Origin of the sequence: Streptosporangium sp. CA-135522 (assembly GCF_050949235.1) — a bacterium.
Lineage (GTDB): Bacteria > Actinomycetota > Actinomycetes > Streptosporangiales > Streptosporangiaceae > Streptosporangium.
Window position 1 is genome coordinate 3954665 of the sequence record NZ_CP192026.1, and the last position, 21794, is coordinate 3976458.

Below are 21794 nucleotides of genomic sequence, written 5' to 3' on the forward strand. Positions count from 1 at the left end.
TCAGGCCGTCATGGCGACCAGGATGCGGCGAGCGCCGGTGAACGGCTCCCGGCCGTGCGCGCACAGCATGTTGTTAATGATCATCAAGTCGCCCCGGCGCCAGGGGAACGCGTAGGCGGCCTCGTCGTAGGCGGCCTTGACCGCGGCGAGGTCGGCCGGATCGATCGGGCCGCCGTCGCCCAGATAGGCGTTGCGGGGCAGGTCGGCCTCGTCGTACAGCGACAGCAGAGCCTCGCGGACCTCCTCGTCCAGGCTGGTGACGTGGAACAGGTTCGCCTGGTTGAACCAGACCTGCTCCCCGGTGAGCGGCTCGGTCTGGTGGGAGGGCCGGTGGTGCCTGGTGCGCAGGCCGTCCTCGACCCATTCGAACGTCTGCCCGTGCCGCGCGCAGTGGTCCTCCACCGCCGCCGCGTCGTCGGTCTGGAACGACTCCTGCCAGGACAGGCCGAGTCCCTCCCGGAACGCCCTGGCGTACACCACGCCGCCCGCGAACCTGTCCTGCACCTCCTGGGGGATCAGGCGGAACACCGCCCGGCTGTCGGCGATCGGGGTGGCCCCGCCCGTGGCGGCGGCGATGTCGCAGTAGAAGAACAGATGACCCGGCCAGGTGTCCGAGTAGGAGTTCTCGTTGTGCATCGGGAGCGGCTGGTCGGCCGGATACTCGGTGGAGGTGTAGATGGACTCGGTGACCGACGTGCGCGGGGTGGAGCGCTCGGTGTAGCGCAGCGGATCACCGCCGACCACCCGGACGATCCGGTCGAACAGCTCCAGATCAGCCGGCAGGTCGCGGAGCAGTACCGCGCCGTGTTCGGCCAGGGCGGCGCGCAGGCCGTCGCGATGGTCCGTCACCCAGCCCAGGTGATCGGTCATGTCCGGCCCGAGGCCGTACACCACGATGGTGGTGTGGTCGTTGCCGTCCAGACGTCCGGTCACCGGCCCGAGCCGGGCCGGGTCCGTGGGAATGACACCCGTCATGATGCGATGGTTCCTTTCAGACGACGCTGCCGTTCCTGCATGCCGATGAGGTCGTCGGGGAGCGAGTCGGGCACCTCGGTGTCGAAGCGCCGCAGCAGCCGGATGCCCGACGCGCCCACGGTGACCGCGGCCATCATCAGCGCGAAGACGATGTAGGTGAGACCCATGCCCCGCCCGTCCCCGGTGCCGATGACCGCGCCGACCGAGCCGGCGAGCGCACCATCCGGTCGCAGCAGGGGAGTGAACAGGGAGGTGGCCAGGGGGGCGAGCACGGCGAACCCGAGCGGCAGGGTGGACCACGAGATGGCCTGGTTGAGCGCGAACACCCGCCCGTGGAACCGCTGCGGCACCTTGACCTGGATCAACGTCACGTAGATGCCCTGGGAGATCGTCATCGTCATTCCCAGGAAGAAGACACCGGCCATGACCACGGGCAGGGACGGCCGCAGACCCATCACCAGGCAGCCGACGGCCATTCCCAGGTTGCCGAGGAACACCCCGACCATCCTGCGCTTGCGGGGACCGCCCCACAGCGCCATCACCACGCCGCCGGCCACCGCGCCCAGCGCCTCGGCCACCGACACCTGGGCGACCTGGTCGACCGTGCCGAAGGAGAGCGTCAGCGGGACGGTCAGCACCAGGGCGGGGCCCAGGAAGACGTTCGCAACCGTGAAGTAGACGACCATGGCCCGGAAACCGCGGAGATTCCAGGAGTACCGCAGCCCCTCCGCGATCGCGGTGACCAGCGGTTCCCTGCGGCGGAAACCGAGGGTGTCGGGGAAACGGACGACCAGCAGCACCGCGACGGCGAACAGGTAGCTCACCATGTCGATGGCGAGGATGCCCGACAGGCCGATCGTGACGTACAGCCCGGCGCCCAGCAGGGGGGCGAACAGCATCGCGAACCCGTTGGTGAGCTGCGTGAGGCCGACCGCGTGTCCCAGGTAGCGTTTGGGCACCAGTTGCGGGACCGCGGTCTGGAAGGCCAGCCGCTGGTAGGTGGCGGCCATCGAGTTGATCGGCAGCATCACGTAGATGACCCACAGGTCCAGATGGCCGGTCCACAGCAGCAGGGTGACGCAGAGCTGGACCAGGCCCGACAGGCCGCTCGCGGCGAGCATGACGCGCCGCCGGTCGAACCGGTCGATCAGCGGCCCGGCGATGGGCAGCATCGCCACGCCGCTGATCAGCGACAGGGCCCACAGCAGGCCGAGGTCGGTGACCGACCCGGTCCGGTCGAACAGCCACACCGGGATGGCGAAGCCGGTCAGCGCCGACCCGGTCACCGACACCATCTGGCCGACCGCGACGCTGAGGAACCTCGTGTTGCTCGGCTCCACCGCGGGCGGGTCATCGGCCTGACCGGGCTCGGCCGGGTAGTGCGTGTCGTGCAGCGCCCACGAGGCGTCCGGTCCCCGCGCGGCGACGCCGTACTCGGCGGTCTCGCGCCGGGCCATCGCCGGGTGGATGTTCGTGACGATCTCGGCCAACTCCTCCGCCCGGTGCTTCAGGAAGAAGTGACCGGCCCGGTCGAGCACCACCAGCCCGGTGGTGTCGGTGAGGAACTCCCACTCCCGGTATCGCTCGGCGTAGTAGTCGGTGATCGGGTCCTCGGAGCCGACCACCGAGATGATCGGAGCGGACATCGGTTCCGGGCGCCGGTCGAGCAGCTCGGTGAAGTACTCCTCGGCGGCCCGGGAGTCGGCCCGCATGTTGCCGATGATCCGGTCGGCCTGTTCCGGGTCGAGGGCGTCGGTGTCGACGCCCATTCCCTTCAGCCAGTTGGCGGACTCGCGGTTGCTGCGCAGCCTCTCCAGCCGGGTCCGCACCGCGCCGATGACGCCCTTGAGCCGGGCGAAGGGGAACATGGCGCCGATGTAGACCGCCTCCACGTCCCGGCCGGCCTCGGTCAGCTTGCGGGCCACGCCGACCGCGATGGCGCTGCCGACGCCGCAGTGCCCGTACAGGACCAGCGGGCCGTCCACCTTCTCCCGGACCTCGGCCACGATCCGGTCCACCAGCTCGTGGAAGGGCAGTCCCTCCTCGGTCAGGCCCACGTCGTGGCCCGGGATGGCCACCGAGTACAGCGCGTGCCCGGCGGGCAGGGCGTCGGCGAGCGGCTGGTAGACGATCGCGCTGCCGCCGCCGTACGGCACGCACACATAGGACAGGGTGCGTCTGCCCCCCTTGGGGGTCAGCTCGTACAGCAGCGGCTGCGGCCCGGCCGCGGTGTCGGCTCCGGCGTCGATGAAGACGGCCAGCTCACGGATGGTGCGGTTCTGGAACAGGTCCATCACACCGACGGGACGTCCCGAGCCGTCGGACGCCTTGCGGATGCGGGCCACCACCTGGGTGGCGAGCAGGGAGTGGCCGCCGGAGTCGAAGAAGTCGTCGTGGACGCCGATCTGCTCCAGGCCGAGGACCTCGGTCCAGATCCCGGCCAGCATCCGCTCCGTGGGGGTCTCCGGCTCGACCAGCTCGGCGGTGGCGTCCCGCGTCGCCTGCGGGGCGGGCAGCGCCGCGCGGTCCAGCTTGCCGTTGGGGGACAGCGGCAGCGCGTCCATGACGACGAACGCCGTCGGCACCATGTAGTCGGGCAGGCCCTGCTTCAGCGCGGCCCGCAGCTCGGCGACGTCGATGTCCGTCCCGCCGGGGGTGGTCAGGTAGGCGACCAGCCGCTTGTCGCCCGGGGTGTCCTCGCGGACCACCACCACCGCGTCGGCGACGTCCTCCCGTTCCCGCAGCACCATCTCGATCTCGCCGAGTTCGATGCGCAGGCCGCGCAGCTTCACCTGGTGGTCGATGCGGCCGAGGAACTCCAGGTTCCCGTCACCGCGCCAGCGCGCCAGGTCACCGGTGCGATACAGCCTGCCGCCCAGGTCGGAGCCGAACGGGTCGGGGACGAACCGTTCGGCGGTGAGCGCCGGGCGGCGGTGGTAGCCCCTGGCCACCCCGACCCCGCCGATGTGCAGCTCCCCGGGCACGCCGATCGGCGCGGGGGCACCGTGCCGATCGAGGACGTAGAGCCGCATGTTGGTGATCGGGGCGCCGATCGGCAGGGTGACCGCGCCGGCGACGGCCTCGGGGGTGCAGTGCCAGGAGGTGACGTCGATGGCTGCCTCGGTGGGACCGTACAGGTTGTGCAGCTCGCAGTTCGGGAGCGCCGCCAGGAAGGTGGCCGCCGTGGCCACGGGAAGCTCCTCGCCGCTGCAGATCACCCGGCGCAGCCCGGTGCAGTCGGCGGCGGCCCGTTCGTCGTCGGCGAGGAACACCGCCAGCATCGAGGGGACGAAGTGGGCGGTGGTCACGTTCTCGGAGATCAGCAGCTCGCGCAGGTACGCCGCGTCCTTGTGGCCGCCCGGCTTGGCGAGCACCAGCCGCGCCCCGGTGAGCAGCGGCCAGAAGAACTCCCACACCGACACGTCGAAACCGGCCGGGGTCTTCTGCAGCACGACGTCGTCGTCGCCCAGCCGGTAGGTCCGCTGCATCCACCGCAGCCGGTTCACGATGCCGCGATGGGTGTTCGGCACGCCCTTGGGCTTGCCGGTGGAGCCGGAGGTGTAGATGACGTAGGCGGCGTTGCCCGAGGTGACCGGCGTCCGAGGGGCGCCGGCGGGCCGGTCCGCCCACTCGCCGGGCCGGTCCAGGTCCAGGACGGTCGCGTCGGTGGCCGGGAGGGTCGCCCGCAGGTGCTCCTGGGTCAGCACCACGGGCGCGTCGGCGTCATTGATCATGAATGCCAGCCGGTCGGCGGGATACTCCGGGTCGAGCGGCAGGTAGGCCGCTCCCGCCTTGAGCACGCCCAGCAGTGCCACCACGAGTTCGGCCGAGCGTTCGGCGTAGACGCCGACCAGGGTCTCCGGCCCCACGCCCAGCTCACGCAGCCGGTGCGCCACCCGGTCGGCCCGCCCGCTCAGCTCGGCGTAGGTCAGGTGGCTGCCCTCGAAGGTCACCGCGACCGCGTCGGGGGTGCGGGCGACCTGATCCTCGATCAGGCCGTGCAGCGTCGTCCCCTCCTCCAGCGCGGCGCCGGTGTCGTTCCACACGTCCACCAGCAGCGTCTGCTCGGCGGCGTCCAGCATCGGCAGCTCGGACACCCGGGTGGCCGGGGCGGCGACGATCGACCGCAGCAGGGTGACGAAGCGGGTCGCCATGCTCGCCACGGTCGGCTCGTCGAACAGCGCCGTGTTGTAGACGAACTTGACGATCAGGCCGTCGGGGATCTCGATGACGTGCAGCTCGATGTCGAAGCGGGTGGCCCGCAGGTCCATCGGCAGCCAGGCGATGCGCAGGTCCGAGCTTCCCGCCTCCGCGATCCTGCCCATCTGGTAGTTCTGCAGCGCGAACATCGCCTGGAACACCGGCGACCGGCTGACGTCGCGCGGCACGCCGAGCGCGTTGACCAGCTGCTCGAAGGGGACCTCCGCGTGGTCGAAGGCGTCGAGCACGCCGACCCGGGTGCGTTCGAACAGCTCGTCGAAGGTGGGGTCGTCGCCCAGTCGCGCGCGCATCGGCAGCATGTTGACGAACATGCCGACCACGTTCTCCAGCTCCGCCAGCGACCGGCCGGCCGACGACGATCCGACCGCGAAGTCGTCCTGGCCGGAGTGCCGCGCCAGCAGCACCTGGTAGGCGGCCAGCAGCGTCATGAACAGGGTCGCGTTGCGCTCCCTGCAGAACCGGTTGACCGCGCCGGTGAGCTCGGCGCCGACCTCGATGACATGCCAGTCACCGTCGAAGGCCTGGGTGGCGGGGCGCGGCCGGTCGGCGGGCAGCTCCAGGGCCGGGACGCCGGTGAGCCGGTCGCTCCAGAACGCCAGCTGACGCTCCAGCTCGGTGCCGGTCTGGGTCTGCCGCTGCCAGTGCGCGAAGTCACCGTAGGAGATCGGCACGTCGGGGAGCGTGTCCGAGGTGCCGGCGCGCAGCGCGTGGTAGGCCGCGGCGAGATCGCGCAGCAGCAGGTCCACCGACCATCCGTCGCCGACGATGTGGTGGGTGGTGACCAGCAGCCGGTGGTCGTCGTCGGCCAGCCGGACCAGCAGGGCGCGCAGCAGCGGCCCGCCGGCCAGGTCGAACGGTTCGGTGGCCGCCTCGTCGATCAGCACCTGCGCCGCGGCCTCGTCGTCGGCCGCCACGAAGCGCAGCGGCACCGCGACGGCGGGCTCGACGTGGACGGTGGGCCGCCCGTCCGCGTCGGCGGGGAAGCGCATCCGCAGCGCCTCGTGCCGGACCGGGAGCGTCTGCAGGGCCGCCTCCAGCAGCTCGAGGTCGAGCTCTCCGGCGAGGCGCATCGGGACCGGGATGTTGTACTGGCTCGTACCCGGCGCGAACTGCTCCATGAACCAGACTCGCTCCTGCTGGTAGGACAGGGGCGGAGCGGTTCCCTCGGGGCGGGGCGTCACGGTGGTGGTGGCGCGCCGGCGCAGCCGCCGTTCCAGCAGGGCCCGGCGAGCCGCGGAGGAGGAGGCCGGCGAAGGGGCCGGCAAGGGGGATTGCGAGGGGGTCTCTGGGGTGGTCGTCATGCCCGGCCGTCACCTTCCGCTGCGAGTAGCCGCTCGACGTCCTCATCGCTGAGCCGGTCGAGGTCTTCGGTGAGCCGCCGTTCGATCTCGGCCGCGAGGTCGGCGACAGTGGCGTAGGAGAACAGCCCACGGACCGGGATGTCGACCTCGATCTGGCCGCGGATCTTGGCGATGGCCCGGATCGCCAGCAGGGAGTTGCCGCCGAGCTCGAAGAAGTCGTCCTCGGCGCCGACCTTCTCCACTCCCAGCAGCTCGGCGAACACCTCCGCCACCAACTCCTCCGCGGCGGTGCGGGGGGCGATGTACCTGCGCTCCACCGCCACCGTCGGCGCGGGAAGCGCGGCGTGGTCGAGCTTGCCGTTGGCGGTCAGGGGCAGGACGTCGAGGGTGACGTAGTCGGCCGGGACCATGTGGGCGGGCAGGGCGGCGACGAGGGCGTCGTTCACCGCCGTGCTGTCCGCCTCGCCGACCAGATAGGCGACGAGCCGCTTGCCGTCGGCGGTGTCCTCGCGGACGCTGACGGCGGCGTCCCGGACCTCGGGCTGCGCGCGGAGGACCGCCTCGATCTCGCCGGGTTCGATGCGGTAGCCGTGCAGCTTGATCTGGTCGTCCGCGCGGCCGACGAACTCCATGCTCCCGTCGGCGCGCCGGCGCGCCAGGTCGCCGGTGCGGTACATCCGCCGGCCGGGCGGCCCGTAGGGGCAGGGCAGGTAGGCGGCGGCGGTGGCGCCCGGCCGGTTCAGGTAGCCGCGGGTGACCTGGGGGCCGGAGACGTAGAGCTCACCCACGACACCGGCGGGCACCGGTCGCAGTCGGCCGTCCAGCACGTAGGCGGTGTTGCCGGGGGCCGGGAGACCGATCCCGACCGAGCCCGCCTGGTCGACGGGCAGCGCCTCACCCGGCGCCACGCGGGCCGCGACGCAGCCGACGGTGACCTCGGTGGGCCCGTACTCGTTGACGACGGTGACGCCGGGGTGCCGTTCCCGCCAGGCGGTGACGGCGTCGGCGGACAGCGCCTCGCCGCCCAGCACCAGGTCGGCGCCGGGAGCGGCGTGGTCGGGCAGCGCCGCCAGCAGCGCCAGGTGGCTCGGGGTGGCCTTGAGGAACGTCGGCCGCTCACCGGCCGCCACGTCGTCGAGAGCGGCCAGCCGTACCGCGCCTCCGACGGTCAGCGGCCCGAACAGGCCGGTCACGGTCAGGTCGAACGAGATGGGGGAGTGCACCAGCGCCTGCCCGGCCAGTCCGGGGTAGGCGGCGGCGGCCCACGCCAGGTAGGCGGCGACCGAGCCCTGCTCGACCACGACGCCCTTGGGAGTGCCGGTCGAGCCCGAGGTGTAGATGACGTACGCGACGTTCTCCGGACCGGCCGCCCGCGCGGGGCCGGCGTCCGCCTCCCCGGCCCGCTCGCCGGGGTCGTCGAGGACGAGCACGGTCGCCTCGACGGCCGGCAGGGCGTCCGCCAGGCGCCGCTGGGTGAGCACCACCGCGGCGGCGGAGTCGGAGAGCATGTACGCCACCCGTTCGGCGGGATAGGCCGGGTCCACCGGCACGTAACCCGCCCCGGCCTTCCACACGCCCAGCAGGGCGGGCAGCAGCTCCGGGCACGGCTCGGCGTGCACCGCGACCAGCGACTCGGGGCCGACGCCCGACCGGCGCAGCCGGTCGGCCACCCGGTCGGCGGCCTCGTCCAGCTCCGCGTAGGTCAGCCGCCGGTCACCGGCGATCACGGCGACCGCGTCCGGGGTACGCGCGATCTGGGCCCGCACCATCTGGAGCGCCGTGGCGTGCTCACGCGGCGGCTCCTGCGCGGCCGGCCCCAGCACCGTCGCGAGCTCGGCCTCGTCCATCAGCGGCAGGTCGCCCACGCGGGTGTCCGGGCCGGCCGCGCCCGCGGCCAGCAGGCGCAGGTAGCGGGAGACGAACGTCTCGGCGGTGCTCCGGTCGAACAGGTCGGTGCGATACAGCAACCGGCTGGTGTCGGTGGTCAGGTCGAACGCCAGATCGTCCTTGGAGGTGGTGTAGGGGATCGGTTCGATGCCGGAGTCGGGGATGAAGTTGAAGCCGATCTGGTAGAGCGGCTGCACTCCCGGGTTCCGCTGCGGCGCGACGGCCTCCACGACCGCCTGGAACGGGACCTGGCCGTTCTCCATGGCGTCGAGCAGAGTGGTGCGGACCCGGCCGAGCAGCTCGGCGAATGCCGGGTCGCCCGAGGTGTCCACCCGCACCACCATCTGGTTGACGAACATGCCGATGAGGCCGGCGACCTCGGGCAGATCCCGCCCGCCCAGGGTCACCCCGACCACGGTGTCGTCGTCGCGCGACAGCCGCGCCAGCAGCGCGACGTACGCCGTCAGGAACACCATGAACGGCGTCGCGGCCGAGCGGCGCCCCACCGCGGCGACCTGCTCCTGCATCTCCTGGGGGATGGTGAAACGGACCTCGTCGCCGGCGTAGCCGAGCCGGGCCGGCCGCGGCCGGTCGGTCGGAAGGGTGTGCACGGCGGGCAACCCGGCCAGCCGCGACCGCCAGTATTCCGCCTGCCCGGTCAGGGCCGGACCGGTGAGCTGGTCACGCTGCCAGGCCGCGTAGTCGGCGTACTGGACGGGCAGTTCGGGCAGGTCGGCGGGCCGGCCGGCCGCCGCGGCGGCGCACAGCTCGACCACCTCCTCGGTGAAGACGACGGCCGAGGTGGCGTCGAACACGGCGTGGTGGACGACGAAGCTCACCATCCAGTACGCGTCCTCGCTCCGGACCGCCGTGACCCGCCACAGCGGGGCGCCGTCGGTGGGGATGGCCGTCCCGGCGGAGTCCGCGGCGTACTCCAGCATCCGCTTCACCCGCTCCTCGAACGGAAGCGCCCGCAGGTCGTGCACCTGCACGTCGAGGTCGATCTCGGCGTGCACCACCTGGCGCAGGACGCCGTCGACGACCCTGAAGGAGGTGCGGAGCGCCTCGTGCCGCCCGGCGACGGCCTTCAGCGCGGCGACGACCACGTCGGCCTCGACCGGCTGCGCGACGTCCAGCATGCACGGCAGGTTGAAAACCGGCGATCCGGGGTCCATCTGGTCGGCCAGCCAGATGCGTTCCTGGCCGAAGGAGGCGGGAGCCTCCCATTCCCTGGGGGTCACCTTCGTCATCCCCCCTGGCGGAGGCTGAGCGGGCGCATGTCGGTCCACACCGTCTCGATGTGGTCCAGGCACTCCTGCTTGGCTCCGCCGAAGCCGGCCTCGTACCACCCGGCGGGCAGGGCGCGCCCCGCCGACCAGATCGAGTACTGCTCCTCGTCGTTGCGCACGACCAGGTAGTGGTCGTCGTTCATGGTTCCTGCCTCGTTCATCGACGGTCCAGCTTGGGAATGGTGGTGGCCGGGCGCGACTGCTCGGCGCCGCCGTCGGCGGCGCGAAGCCGCTCGACGACGGCGGCGAGCTCGGCCACGGTCGGGGACTCGAACAGGCTGCGCATCGGCAGCTTCACGCCGACGGCCTTGCGCAGGGAGGCGATGAGCTGCACCGCGACCAGGGAGTTGCCGCCGAGTTCGAAGAAGTCGTCGTCGACTCCGACCCGGGGCACGCCCAGGCCGTCGCTCCAGACCCGCGCGATGGTCGCCTCCAGTTCCGTGCGGGGCGCGTCGTGACCGTCGTCGGCCGGCACGCCCCAGGCCTGATCCCCGGCCTCGCCGTCCCCGGCGAGGGTGTCGGAGGTCCGGGCCCGGACGCGCTCCAGGAGCTCGGTCACCGGCAGCGGGTTGACCACCACCTGGGGGCCGAGGCGCGCGGCCATGATCCGGAGGAACGCCTCGGCGCCGTCCACGGGGGAGATCCCGTCCGTGGCGGGCGCCGCCACGGCCACCGTGTCGGTTCCGCCGGCCAGGTCGCCGGTGACGGCGTCGCGGTTCACCCGGCGCAGCACGAAGTCGCCGATCTCCACCAGTACCCGGCCGTCCTCGCCGAACAACGTCAGATCCGCCGAGACCACGTCGTCGCCGCCGTCGGCGTAGCGCAGGTGGCTCCAGAACCGCGCCGGCAGCGCCTCGCGCACCAGCACCCGGCCGTAGGAGAGAGGCAGGTAGCTGCCCTCGCCGCGGCCCTCGCCGAACGCGGTGGCCACGTCGAGCAGCGCCGGGTTCAGCACCCAGCGGTCCAGGTCGGCCAGGGCCGCCTCGGGGGCGACGATCCTGGCGAGCTCCTCGTCGGCGCCCACGTGGTGCTCGCCCAGCGCGTCCCACCGGGGACCGAAGGCGAGCATGCTGGTGCGGCCGGATTCGAGATCCGCCGCGCCGCCCGTCTCACGTCCGGCGGACCGGGGCCGGCAGCGGGCCGTGATCGCGGTGGCGTCGGCCTCCGCGGCGGGCTCCGGACGGACCCACGCGGCCGAGCCGCGCACGTGCGTGGCGGAGCGGCCCGCCGTACGGCTCACCACGCGGAACTCGGCGCCGTCCGCCGAGGGGGTGAGCTCCACCCGGTACTGGGCGACGCTCCCCTCGGGGACGGAGAACGGCTCCAGGAACGCCACGTCCCGCAGTTCCACGACGTGGCCGGAGTCCGGGGCGGGCAGGCTCGCGGCGACGGCGGCCCGGACCGACTCCAGGTGGCCGGTGCCGGGCACCACCGGCACCTGTCCGATGCGGTGCTCGTCGAGCAGCCAGTGCGTGGCGGCGGAGACCAGACCGTGGCACTCGGCCTCCCCGTCCTGGCCGTTGACCAGCGTGGAGAGGACCGGGTGGTCCATCGCCCCGGCCACCGCGCCCCGGGCGGTGCGGAACCCGTCGGGCGCGGACACCTCGACGGCCATGCCGACCTCGGTCCAGCCGCCCCAGTTCTGGGAGACGACCGGCGCGCGCCAGCCGTGGGCGCCGCGGGCGTAGGCGTCGAGGAAGGCGTTGGCCGCGCAGTAGTCGACCTGCCCGAAGCCGCCGACCACCGAGGTCACCGAGGAACAGAGCGCCACCCAGTCGAGCGGCAGGTCGCCGAAGACCCGTGCCAGGGCGAGGGTCCCGGCGAGCTTGGGGGCCAGTACGGCGGTGGCCGCGGCGCGGTCCTTCACCTCCGCCATGCCGCCGCCGGGCAGACCGGCGGCGTGCACGATGCCGTCCAGCCCGCCCAACTCGGCGTCGATCCGCTCCCGCACCGCACCCAGCTCCGCCGGGTCGGTGACGTCCGCGGCCAGCACCAGCACCTGCGCGCCGGCCTGCTCCATCCGCCGGATCGCGAGGATGGCCCGGCCCGTCCGGTCCGCGCCGCCGTGCACCGCCAGGTGCTCGTCCCACTTCTCGCGGGGCGGCAGGCCGGCCCGGCTGAGCAGCGCCAGGCGAGCGCGGGCCCGCCGCGCGAAGTCCTCGGCGAGGGTGATGCCGATCCCGCCGACGCCGCCGGTGATCAGGTAGCGGCCCCCCTCGCGGAGCGCGGTGGTCCCGGCGGCCTCCTCGGTCACGGGCACCTGCGCGTAGTCGGTGACCCAGCGGCGGCCGCCGCGCAGCGCCACCTCCTTCTCGTCGGCGGGCCGCAGCAGCTCCGCCACGAGGTCGGCCGCCTGCGCGGCACCCGCCTGCGGGTCGGCGTCGATGTGGCGGACGGTGAGTCCGGGCAGCTCCAGCGGCACCACCCGGGTGATGCCGGCGAGGGTGGCGTGCTCGGGACGGGTCAGGGCGCCCTGGACGTCCGAGGTGCCGGACGACACCACGTCGAGGTGGACGCCGTCGGCCACCCCCGCGCCGGCCAGCGCCTGGACGAGGCCCAGCAGATCGAAGAAGCCGCGTTCCTGCGCGTCCCAGGCGGCGGCGATCCCGTCGCCGGCGGGCTCGCCGTCCAGCGCGAGGGCGTGCACGATCCTGGCGGGGACGCCGCCGGCGAGTGCCGCCTCGTGGCCGCCCGCGCCGGCGACCCGTACGGCGACGCCCCGGGCGCGCAGCTCGGCGACGAGCTGCTCCCCGCGGGGCCCGTCGGCCAGCACCACACAGTCGCCGAGGTCGGTGCGGCGCAGGTCCGGAGCGGCCTGGCGCCAGGTGGGCACCGCGAACCAGTCGGCCAGCGGCAGCGGACCCCGGCGCCGTGCCGGCGCGGGCGCCGCCTGGTCGGCGGGGTCGGGGTCGATCCAGTAGCGGCGCCGCTCGAACGGGTAGGCCGGCAGCGGCACCCGCCGGCCCGCCGCGCCGAAGCCCGCCGACAGCGGCACCCCGGCGGACCAGAGCGTGCCCGCCGCGTCGTGCAGGGTGACGGTGTCCTCGCTGCGCTCCCCGGGCCCCGGCAGGCTCGGCAGCGGCGCGGGCGCGCCCTTGGGAAGCTGCATCCTGGTCAGTCCGGCCAGCTGCCGCCCGGGTCCGCACTCCACCAGCAGCGGCGGGGTGTCGCCGGCGGCGGCGTACAACCCGGCGACGCAGGCGCCGAACCTGACCGGCTGCCGCAGGTGGCCGGCCCAGTATCCCGGGTCCGTCGCCTGCTCGGCGGTGATGGGCTCGCCGGTGACGTTGGACCAGAACGGGATGCTCGGCGCCTGCCGCGGCACCGAGGCGACCAGCGCGGTGAACTCCGCGAGGATCGGCTCCATCATCGGCGAGTGGAACGCGTGGGAGGTGCGCAGGGCCTTGCAGCCCACCTTCTCCGCCTTCAGCGTCTCGGCGAAGGCCTCGATCGCGTCCGTGGGACCCGCCACCACGCAGGTGCCCGGACCGTTGACGGTCGCCACCGACACCCCCTCAGGCAACCGTCCGGCCAGCTCCGACTCGTCCCGCTGGACGGCGAGCATCGCGCCCGGCGGCATCGACTGCATCAGCGCGCCCCGGGCGGCGACCAGACGCGCGGCGTCGGCCAGGGTGAAGACCCCGGCGACGGTCGCCGCGACGTACTCGCCGATGGAGTGGCCGATCATCGTCGCCGGCCGTACGCCCCAGCTCTGCCACAGGCGGGCCAGCGCGTACTCCACCGTGAACAGCGCCGGCTGGGTGTAACGGGTCTGCCGGAGCGATTCGTCGGCGTCGGCCGCGGTGCCGAACATCAGATCGCGCAGGTCGAGGCCGAGGTGCTCGGCGAGCGGGTCCGCGCACTCGTCGACGGCCGCGGCGAACACCGGTTCCGCGCCGTACAGCTGCGCGCCCATGCCGGCGTACTGCGCGCCCTGCCCGGAGAACAGGAAGGCCACCGGCGGCGGGGTGGTGCCGGCCTTCCCCTTGCGCAGGCGCTTGCGGTCCCGCAGCGCGGTGACCGCGTCGGCGAGGCCGGTGACCGCCACCGTGGCTCGGTGCGGATACTCCGTCCGGCCCACCCGCAGCGTGTGGGCCACGTCCTGGAGGTCGAGATCCTCGCCGGCGGCCAGGTGCCCGGCGAGCTGCTCCACCGCGGCGTCCAGCGCGGTGGGGGTCTTGGCGGACACCTGCAACAGGTGCGCGGGCCGCTCCGGGCGGGCGACCGCCCTGGCGCGCGGCGCCTCCTCCAGGACCACGTGCGCGTTCGTGCCGCCGATGCCGAAGGAGCTCACCCCGGCGCGGCGGGGACCGCCGTCCGTCTCCCACTTGCTCAGCGTGGACGCCACGTAGAACGGGGTGTCGTCGAAGTCGATCGCCGGGTTGGGGCGCTCGTAGTTGATCGTCGGCGGGATCAGGCCGTGCTCCAGCGCCAGCACCGCCTTGATCACGCTGATGACGCCCGCGGCCTGGCTCAGGTGGCCGATGTTGGACTTCACCGAGCCGATGCCGCACCAGCCGCGGTCCCGCGTGGCCTGCGTGTACACCGCCGACAGCGCCGCGACCTCGATCGGGTCGCCCATCGCGGTACCGGTGCCGTGCGCCTCGACGTAGGTGATCGTGCGGGGGTCGATCGCGGCGAGCCCGACCGCCTGCGCGACCGCGGCGGCCTGCCCGTCGACGCTGGGCGCGGAGAAACCGACCTTGCCGGCGCCGTCGTTGTTGATCGCGTTGCCCCGCACCACGGCGCGGATGTGGTCGCCGTCCGCGATGGCGTCCTCCAGCCGCTTGAGCACCACGGCGCCGACGCCGCTGCCCCAGACGGTGCCGTTCGCGTCGGCGTCGAACGGCCGGCAGCGACCGTCGGGGGAGGTGAAGCCCTCCACCCCGATGTACCCGGTCCCCGGCGGATGCTCAAGGTTCACCCCACCGGCCAGCGCCATGTCGCACTCGCCGCCGCGCAGCGCCTCGCAGGCCAGGTGGATCGCGACCATCGACGTGGAACAGGCGGTGTGGAGGGTCATGCTGGGCCCGCGCAGGTTCAGCCGGTACGACACAGTGGTGGCCACGTAGTTGGGCGAGTTGGCGGTGGCGAGCCCGATGCCGTGGCGGGTCTCCCACACCCGTTTGTTGCGGGCCAGGTTCTCCCACAGGTACAGGCTGCCCCCGGTGCCCGCGTAGACGCCGATGGCGCCGTCGTAGCGCGCCGGATCGGTCCCGGAATCGTTCAGCGCGGAGTAGCACGACTCCAGGAAGAGGCGGTGCTGCGGGTTGAGGATCTCCGCCTCCCGCGAGGTCAGGCCGAACAGTTCGGCGTCGAACTCGTCGCACCCCTCCACGTACGGCGCCTTCGACACCCAGCTCGGATCGTCGACCTCGTCCTCCGGCACCCCCCTGGCCAGCTGCTCCTCGCGGGTGAAGGTGCTGATCGACTCGACTCCGTCGACCAGGTTGCGCCAGAACGCGCCGATGTCGGCCGCGCCCGGTACCCGGGCTGCCATCCCTACGATGGCGATCGGCTCGACGCCCTCGTCGGTGACGTCACTGGTCATGGTCGTTCTCCTGTCCGGTGGTGCTGTGGACGCGTCGTGGGCGTCGGGTACGGTTGCGCCGCGCCTCGGCCCGGGAGGCCGCACGGGCGAGTTCGGGATTCCCGGCAGAGGGGTGGTCGCCGGGGGCGCCCGCCTGGGCGTCCAGGTGGGCGGCGAGAGTGCGGATGTTGGGGTAGCGGAACAGGTCCACCATGCGCAGCTCACGGTCGAGCCGTACGCACAGGCGGGCGTGCACGGCGGCGAGCGCCAGCGAGTGACCGCCGATGTCGAAGAAGTTGTCGTCGGGGCCGACGGCGTCCCGTTCCAGGACCTCACGCCAGATCGCGGCGATCAGCTCCTCGGTGGCGGCCGATCCGGCACCCGGCCCCGCGATCGGTGCCGTCACCGGGTCGGCGACCCGCATGGCGCCGGGAGCCGCGTCCGGCGAGACCGGCGCGGGCAGGGCGACCGCGGCCACCGGGACGGCCGGGGCGGCGGCCAGCGCGCCGACCGCGTTCACGTAGTCGGTCAGCATCGCGTCGATCCGGGCGGCGTCGAACAGGTCGGGGTTGTAGACGACCTCGACGTGGAACCGGCCGCCCCGCTCCACCACGTACACGGTCAGGTCGAACGGCGATCCGGGCTTGTCGACCTCGATCGTCTCGCTGCGCAGGCCGGGCAGCTCCAGGCGGGGCTCGGTCAGGTTCAGCACGTTGAACATGACCTGCACGAGCGGGGCCCGGGAGGTGTCCCTGCGGATGCCGAGCTCTTCGACCACCCGTTCCAACGGCGCGGCCGAGTGCGCGGCGACGTCCAGCAACTCGCGGGCGCCCCGCCGTACGTGGGCGGCGAAGTCGCTCTGATCGTCGGACCGCAGCCGCAGGGGGATCATGTCGATGAAGAACCCGATCAGGTCGTCGAAGGCGGCCAGCCGCCGATCGGCGACGACCGCGCCGAGCACGTGGTCGGTGGCGCCGGTGAGCCTGTGCAGCAGCAGGCCGAGCCCTGCCAGCAGCACTCCCGCGGGAGTCACCCCGAGGTCGGCGGCGAGCGCGCGGACCGCGGCGTCCGTCCCGGGCGGCAGAGCCACACGGGCCTCGGCGCCGCGGTAGGTCTGCACGGCCGGGCGGGGCCGGTCACGGGGCAGGTCCAGCACGGTGGGCGCCCCGCGCAGGTGCTCCGACCACCAGGCCAGGTCCGCCTGGCCGGCGCGGTCGTCCCGCTCGGCCCGCCAGACCGCGTAGTCGGCGTAGGACGCCCGCACCGGCGGCAGGTCCGGCGTCCGGCCGGCGACGGCGGAGGTATAGGCGGCCGACAGGTCGCGGTAGAGCGTCTCCCGCGACCAGCCGTCGAACACCGCGTGGTGCAGGGTCAGCGCCAGCACGTGCTCGTCGGGGCCCAGCACGTACAGCTGCGCCCGCCAGGGGGAGCCGCCCGCCAGATCGAACGGCGCGGACGCGCCGGTCGCCAGCCGGGTGCGCAGCTGCGTCTCCCGCTGCGCACGGCCGTACCCGCTCAGGTCCACCACGGTCAGATCCACGTCGGCCGGCGGCTCACAGACGGCGTACGGCACGCCGGCCGTCTGCCGGATCCGCCAGCGCAGCACGGCGTGCCGCTCGGAGACGGTCCGCAGCGCCGCCCGCAGCGCGGCCACCTCCAGGGGCCCGTGCAGCGTCTCGGCCAGCGCGATGTTGTACGGCGCGGCCTCGGGGGCCAGCTGGTCCAGGAACCACAGGCGGCGCTGCGGCGGGGCCAGGGTCGGCGGGTGGCCGAGGGTGAGCTCCGGCTCCGACAGCCGGGCGGCCCTGTCGAACAGCGCGGCGATCTCCGGCAGGGTACGGCCGGCGAACACGTCGTCCACCGTCACGTCCAGGCCCAGTTCGTCGCGGACGGCGGCGACCAGCCGCATCGCGGTGATCGAGTCGCCGCCGGCGGCGAAGAAGTCGGCGCCGACGCCGAGGCGCCGCCATATCGCCGCGAGCGCCCGCTCGGTGGGCGTCTTCCCTTCCGGTGAGTCGTCGGCCGGGCGTTCGGCGGCGGCCAGCTCCCGCAGCCTGGCCCGGTTCACCTTGCCGGAGATGTTGATCGGCAGTTCGGGCAGGCGCAGCACGCGCCCGGGCAGCATCGCCGCGGTCAATCGCGACGCGGCGTATCCCGCGTCCTGCGGCGCGTCCTCGGGGGTGAGGAAGGCGACCAGCTCCAGGCCGCCGGGCCCGGGCACCGCCTCCACGGCCGCCTGCGTCACCGCCGGGTGCTCCTCCAGAACGGCCGCGATCTCGCCCAGCTCGATCCGCTGTCCGCGGATCTTGACCTGCCCGTCGCGGCGGCCCAGGTAGACGAGCCGCCCGTCGTCGGCGTACCGCACCCTGTCCCCGGTCCGGTAGAGCCGCGCGCCCGCCTCACCGGAGAACGGGTCCGGCACGAACGCCTCGGCGGTCAGACCGGGCCTGTTCAGGTAACCGCGGGCCACGCCTGGACCGCCGACCAGCAGTTCACCCTCCACGCCGGGCTCGACCTGGTGGAGCCGCTCGTCGACGACGTAGCAGCGATGGCCCGTCGTCGGGTGACCGATCGGCACCGGTACGGCCTGCGGCGCGGTCAGCTCGTCGGCGACGACCGTCACCGTGGTCTCGGTGGGTCCGTAGACGTTGAGGAACCGGCGGCCGGCCGTGGCCCACCGGTTGACCAGCGCGGGCGGCACCGCGTCGCCGCCGCACATCACCAGCCGCCAGCCGGGCAGCGCGGCCGGGTCGAGCAGGGACAGCACGGCCGGGGTGACGACCCCCCAGGTGACCCGGTGTTCGGAGACGAAGCGCTGCAGCCTGGCCGGGTCGGTGCGGTCGGCGTCACCGGCGAGCTGGATCGCCCCGCCCACGGTCAGCGGCACGAACAGGTCGATTACGGAGGCGTCGAAACCGAGAGAGGAGAACGCCAGCGCGCGAGTGGTCTCCTCGGCCCCGGTGCTCGCGGCGCAGTCGAGGACGAACTCGATCAGGTTGCGGTGGGTGATGAGCACGCCCTTGGGCCGTCCGGTGGAGCCGGAGGTGTACATCACGTAGGCGAGGTTGTCCGGCGCGGCCGGGCAGGCGGGCACGGCGGCCGGGCCGGCGGGCCGAGCCGGTTCGGCGGCTTCGGCGGCTTCGGGTACGACGACGCACCGCAGCCCCGCCGCGCCGGCCACCTCGGCTCCCGTCCGGTCGCACACCGCGACGTCCAGCCCCGCGTCGGCGGCGATGTCCCGCAGCCGTAGCCGCGGACCGGCCGGGTCCAGCGGCACGTAACAGCCGCCGGACAGCAGCACGCCGAGGACCGCGACCAGCAGCGCGGGCCGCCGCTCCATGCAGATCCCGACCCTGGTCTCCGGTCCGATGCCGAGCGCGCCGAGCCGGGCGGAGAGCGCCGTGGCGCGACCGACCAGCTCGCCGTAGGTGATCTCCTCGCCCCACTGGGCGACCGCGACCGCGTTCGGCACCGCGCGGGCCCGCGCCACGACGAGGTCGACGACGGTCCGCGCCGCGGGGAGCGGCCGGCCGGTGTCCGGGCCGTGGCCCGTCTCCACGTCTTGGCTCGCCTTCGAGCCGGTCAGCAGATCGCTCACCGCTCACCGCCGGTGGTGGTGGGGTCGGTGATCTGGAGGCGGAGTTCGCTGAAGTAGCGGTTGCCGTTGTGGTCGGGGACCCAGGCTTGGTCGGGGGTGGGGAGGGCTTCGCTGATGGTCACGGAGGCGTCGGGTCCGGCGGTGCGGAGCATGGTGCACAGGACGCCGATGTAGTGGGGGCTGGTGAGGTCGAAGTAGCAGGGTTTCACTTCGGTGCCGATCTTGACGAAGATCTGGTCGGGGAGGGTGAGGCGGTGTCGCCAGGTGCGGGTGGCGAGGTAGCGTTCGCGTTCGTTGGTGATGTCGGCCAGGCCGGTGGCGGCGACGGTGGTGCGCCAGGTCTCGCGGCTGATGACGAGCCGGTCGATGGTGATCCGGGGGACATGGGCGGCGGGCGTGGTCAGCTTGAACGCGTCGACGGCGAGTCCGTTGAGCATCCCGGCGAACATCTCGATCAGTGGCCAGCGGTGTCCGTCGGGTGCGGTGGCGGTCAGTGTCCCGTCCTGGTCGGAGACGACGACCGCGGTGGCGGGCAGCAACCGGTCGGGGTCGGCGCCGGGCGCCGCGGCGAACCCCAGCAACCGGTCGGTGGCGCCGATCAGCGACGCCGCCACCCGCCCGGTGTGCCGGGGCCAGGTGTCGGGGTGGAGCAGCCGCACCCGGTGCGGCCCGAAGTCGGCGGCCAGCTCCTCCCTGAGCCGGTCGACCTCGGGATGCCAGGCGGTGAACAGGTCGCAGTCGAACGTCGGCCACGCCGCGTGCAGCTCGCCGAGGACCACCTGGTAGTCGCCGCGGTTGACGGCCTCGACGTCGGTGGCGCAGATCTGCAGGTCGGGGCTGTGCAACCGGGCCGTGGCCCAGCCGGGACGCTCGGCGGGGAAGAGACGGGCCACGGGTTCGGCGAGGTCGGCGGCGGCCAGCCGGACCTCGGAGCCGCCCTCCCGCAGGCCGAACAGACTCATCCAGCGCCGCGTGAACTCCTCGGTGACGTCGTCCGCGGGCCGCCGCCCGGTCCCCCAGAACAGGCCCTGCGCCAGCGACATCAGGTCGGCCAGCCGGATCGGGGCGTCGGTTTCCTCCCGAAGCTCGTCGTAAAGCTCGCGCAGCGCCGTCGCGTAGGCGTCGGCCAGCGTCGCCGTCAGCCAGCGGGCGGTGGTGAGGATGACGTCGAGGGCCGGTGCGAGGTCGTCGAGGAGGGTGGTGCCGATGGTGACGTCGAGGTCGCGGGTGGTGTCTTCGTAGCAGGGGGTGCGTCCGGCGTACATCTGGCCGTCGCGGCGGCGGGGTGGGGCGCCGGTGATGGCGGTGAATTCCTGGTCCAGGGCGGCGAGGGCGTTTTTGAGGGTGTCGGGGTCGCCGGCGGCGGCGGCGACGGCGTCGCGGGCGGCGCACAGCCGGTCCAGTCCGGTCAGGGCGTGGGTTCGCAGGTGGGGGTCGTCGATGGTGGTGATGCGTTCGCGGAGGGCTTGTTCGGCGTCGCGGCCGATGGGCAGGGCGGCGTCCCAGGTGATCAGGTCGCGTTCGGTCAGTCGTTGCAGGAGCAGGTAGCCGTCTTCGGGGCGGGCCAGTTCGGTGACGACTTCCGCTGCCGGGGTGCGGCCGTCGCAGCGGGCGAGCACGGCCGCTTCGGGTGGTGACAGGGGTAGCGGGGGCTGCATGGGACGCATCAGATGCCGTTCGTGCACGGTCAGGTGGGGCAGTAGCGCGGGTGGCCACCAGCGGCGGATCCGCGGGTCGTGAGCGAGGTGGTCGGCGTAGGCGTTCATCACCCAGCCCTCGAAGAACACCTGGCGCCGACGTAGCAGGCCGGTTCCGGTGCGGACGTCCAACGCCCGTGAAGCGGGGCCGACGGTGATCCAGCAGACGGGGCCGAAGAAGCCGATGGTCTCGTTCTTGGCGCAGTAGCGCTGCCAGTACCGGACGACGGCTCGTTCGCGGTCGCGGCGGCGCACGTTGCGGGTGGCGTCGGGGCCGCCGGTGACGATTCCGTCCAGGGCGATCAGTACGCCGGGGTTCTGCCAGGTGACGGCCTCGCGAAACAGCGGGTCGGCGGCGATGGCGTAGATCTTGGCGGCTCCGGTGGCGATCGCCTCGGTCAGTGCCTTGTCGAAGACGGCGGCGTCGCCGTGGCCGGCGAGCAGGTCGTCGGCCGCGGCGGCGGCCGAGGGTGCGGCGAAGGCGTCCAGTCCGTCGGCGGGGAATCCGGTGGTGCGCAGCAGCGCGTCCGACCACACCGACCAGCCGGTACCGCCCAGATCGACCTTCGTCACCGCTCACCGCCGGTGGTGGTGGGGTCGGTGATCTGGAGGCGGAGTTCGCTGAAGTAGCGGTTGCCGTTGTGGTCGGGGACCCAGGCTTGGTCGGGGGTGGGGAGGGCTTCGCTGATGGTCACGGAGGCGTCGGGTCCGGCGGTGCGGAGCATGGTGCACAGGACGCCGATGTAGTGGGGGCTGGTGAGGTCGAAGTAGCAGGGTTTCACTTCGGTGCCGATCTTGACGAAGATCTGGTCGGGGAGGGTGAGGCGGTGTCGCCAGGTGCGGGTGGCGAGGTAGCGTTCGCGTTCGTTGGTGATGTCGGCCAGGCCGGTGGCGGCGACGGTGGTGCGCCAGGTCTCGCGGCTGATGACGAGCCGGTCGATGGTGATCCGGGGGACATGGGCGGCGGGCGTGGTCAGCTTGAAGGCGTCCAGCAACTGCGTGCTGAGCATCTCGGCGAACATCTCGATCAGTGGCCAGCGGTGTCCGTCGGGTGCGGTGGCGGTCAGTGTCCCGTCCTGGTCGGAGACGATGACCGCGGTGGCGGGCAGCAGCCGGTCGGGGTCGGCGCCCCGTGCCCTGTCGACGCCCAGCTGCCGGTCACGCGGCCGGACGAGCCCGTAACCGGTGCGGCTGGTGTTGCGCGGATAGTTCTCCGGATACAGGATCCGGATCCGGTCCGGCCCCAGATCCTGATCGAGGTCGGCGCGCAGCCGATCCGGGTCGGGGTGGAACGGG

General features: G+C 73.2%; 8 protein-coding genes (1 of these 8 cut by a window edge). All 8 read right to left on the bottom strand.

All coding sequences use genetic code 11. From position 1 onward, the window contains the following. Tightly spaced (each overlapping or abutting the next), the 8 genes in view from ACQPYK_RS18475 to ACQPYK_RS18510 form a layout consistent with a single transcriptional unit that may run on beyond the window. Positions 1 to 975, bottom strand: coding sequence for a TauD/TfdA family dioxygenase (locus ACQPYK_RS18475; RefSeq protein WP_433256777.1), 975 nt, complete (start codon positions 973 to 975; stop codon positions 1 to 3). Then, complete coding sequence (locus tag ACQPYK_RS18480; RefSeq protein WP_433256779.1) at positions 972 to 6497, bottom strand: non-ribosomal peptide synthetase/MFS transporter; 5526 nt, start codon at positions 6495 to 6497, stop codon at positions 972 to 974. The genes ACQPYK_RS18475 and ACQPYK_RS18480 overlap by 4 nt, the downstream gene beginning before the upstream one ends. Continuing rightward, positions 6494 to 9634 (bottom strand): non-ribosomal peptide synthetase, encoded by a 3141-nt coding sequence (locus tag ACQPYK_RS18485; protein ID WP_433256781.1) that lies wholly within the window; start codon positions 9632 to 9634, stop codon positions 6494 to 6496. The genes ACQPYK_RS18480 and ACQPYK_RS18485 overlap by 4 nt, the downstream gene beginning before the upstream one ends. Further along, positions 9631 to 9834 carry an MbtH family protein gene (locus ACQPYK_RS18490; protein ID WP_433256783.1) on the bottom strand — a complete coding sequence of 68 codons (204 nt, stop codon included), beginning with the start codon at positions 9832 to 9834 and terminating at the stop codon, positions 9631 to 9633. Before ACQPYK_RS18490 ends, ACQPYK_RS18485 begins: the two co-directional genes overlap by 4 nt. Further along, positions 9831 to 15224: an SDR family NAD(P)-dependent oxidoreductase gene (locus ACQPYK_RS18495; protein WP_433256785.1), complete on the bottom strand. Its 5394-nt coding sequence runs from the start codon at positions 15222 to 15224 to the stop codon at positions 9831 to 9833. The genes ACQPYK_RS18490 and ACQPYK_RS18495 overlap by 4 nt, the downstream gene beginning before the upstream one ends. Next, positions 15214 to 18801 (bottom strand): amino acid adenylation domain-containing protein, encoded by a 3588-nt coding sequence (locus tag ACQPYK_RS18500; protein WP_433256787.1) that lies wholly within the window; start codon positions 18799 to 18801, stop codon positions 15214 to 15216. Before ACQPYK_RS18500 ends, ACQPYK_RS18495 begins: the two co-directional genes overlap by 11 nt. Next, positions 18798 to 21071: a lantibiotic dehydratase gene (locus ACQPYK_RS18505; RefSeq protein ID WP_433256789.1), complete on the bottom strand. Its 2274-nt coding sequence runs from the start codon at positions 21069 to 21071 to the stop codon at positions 18798 to 18800. Before ACQPYK_RS18505 ends, ACQPYK_RS18500 begins: the two co-directional genes overlap by 4 nt. Beyond that, positions 21068 to 21794 carry the final stretch of a lantibiotic dehydratase gene (locus ACQPYK_RS18510; RefSeq protein WP_433256791.1) on the bottom strand. 1559 nt of this gene lie beyond the right edge of the window, so 727 of the gene's 2286 nt are visible here — the last part of the coding sequence; its start codon lies beyond the right edge, outside the window — the gene reads right to left on this strand; its stop codon occupies positions 21068 to 21070. The genes ACQPYK_RS18505 and ACQPYK_RS18510 overlap by 4 nt, the downstream gene beginning before the upstream one ends.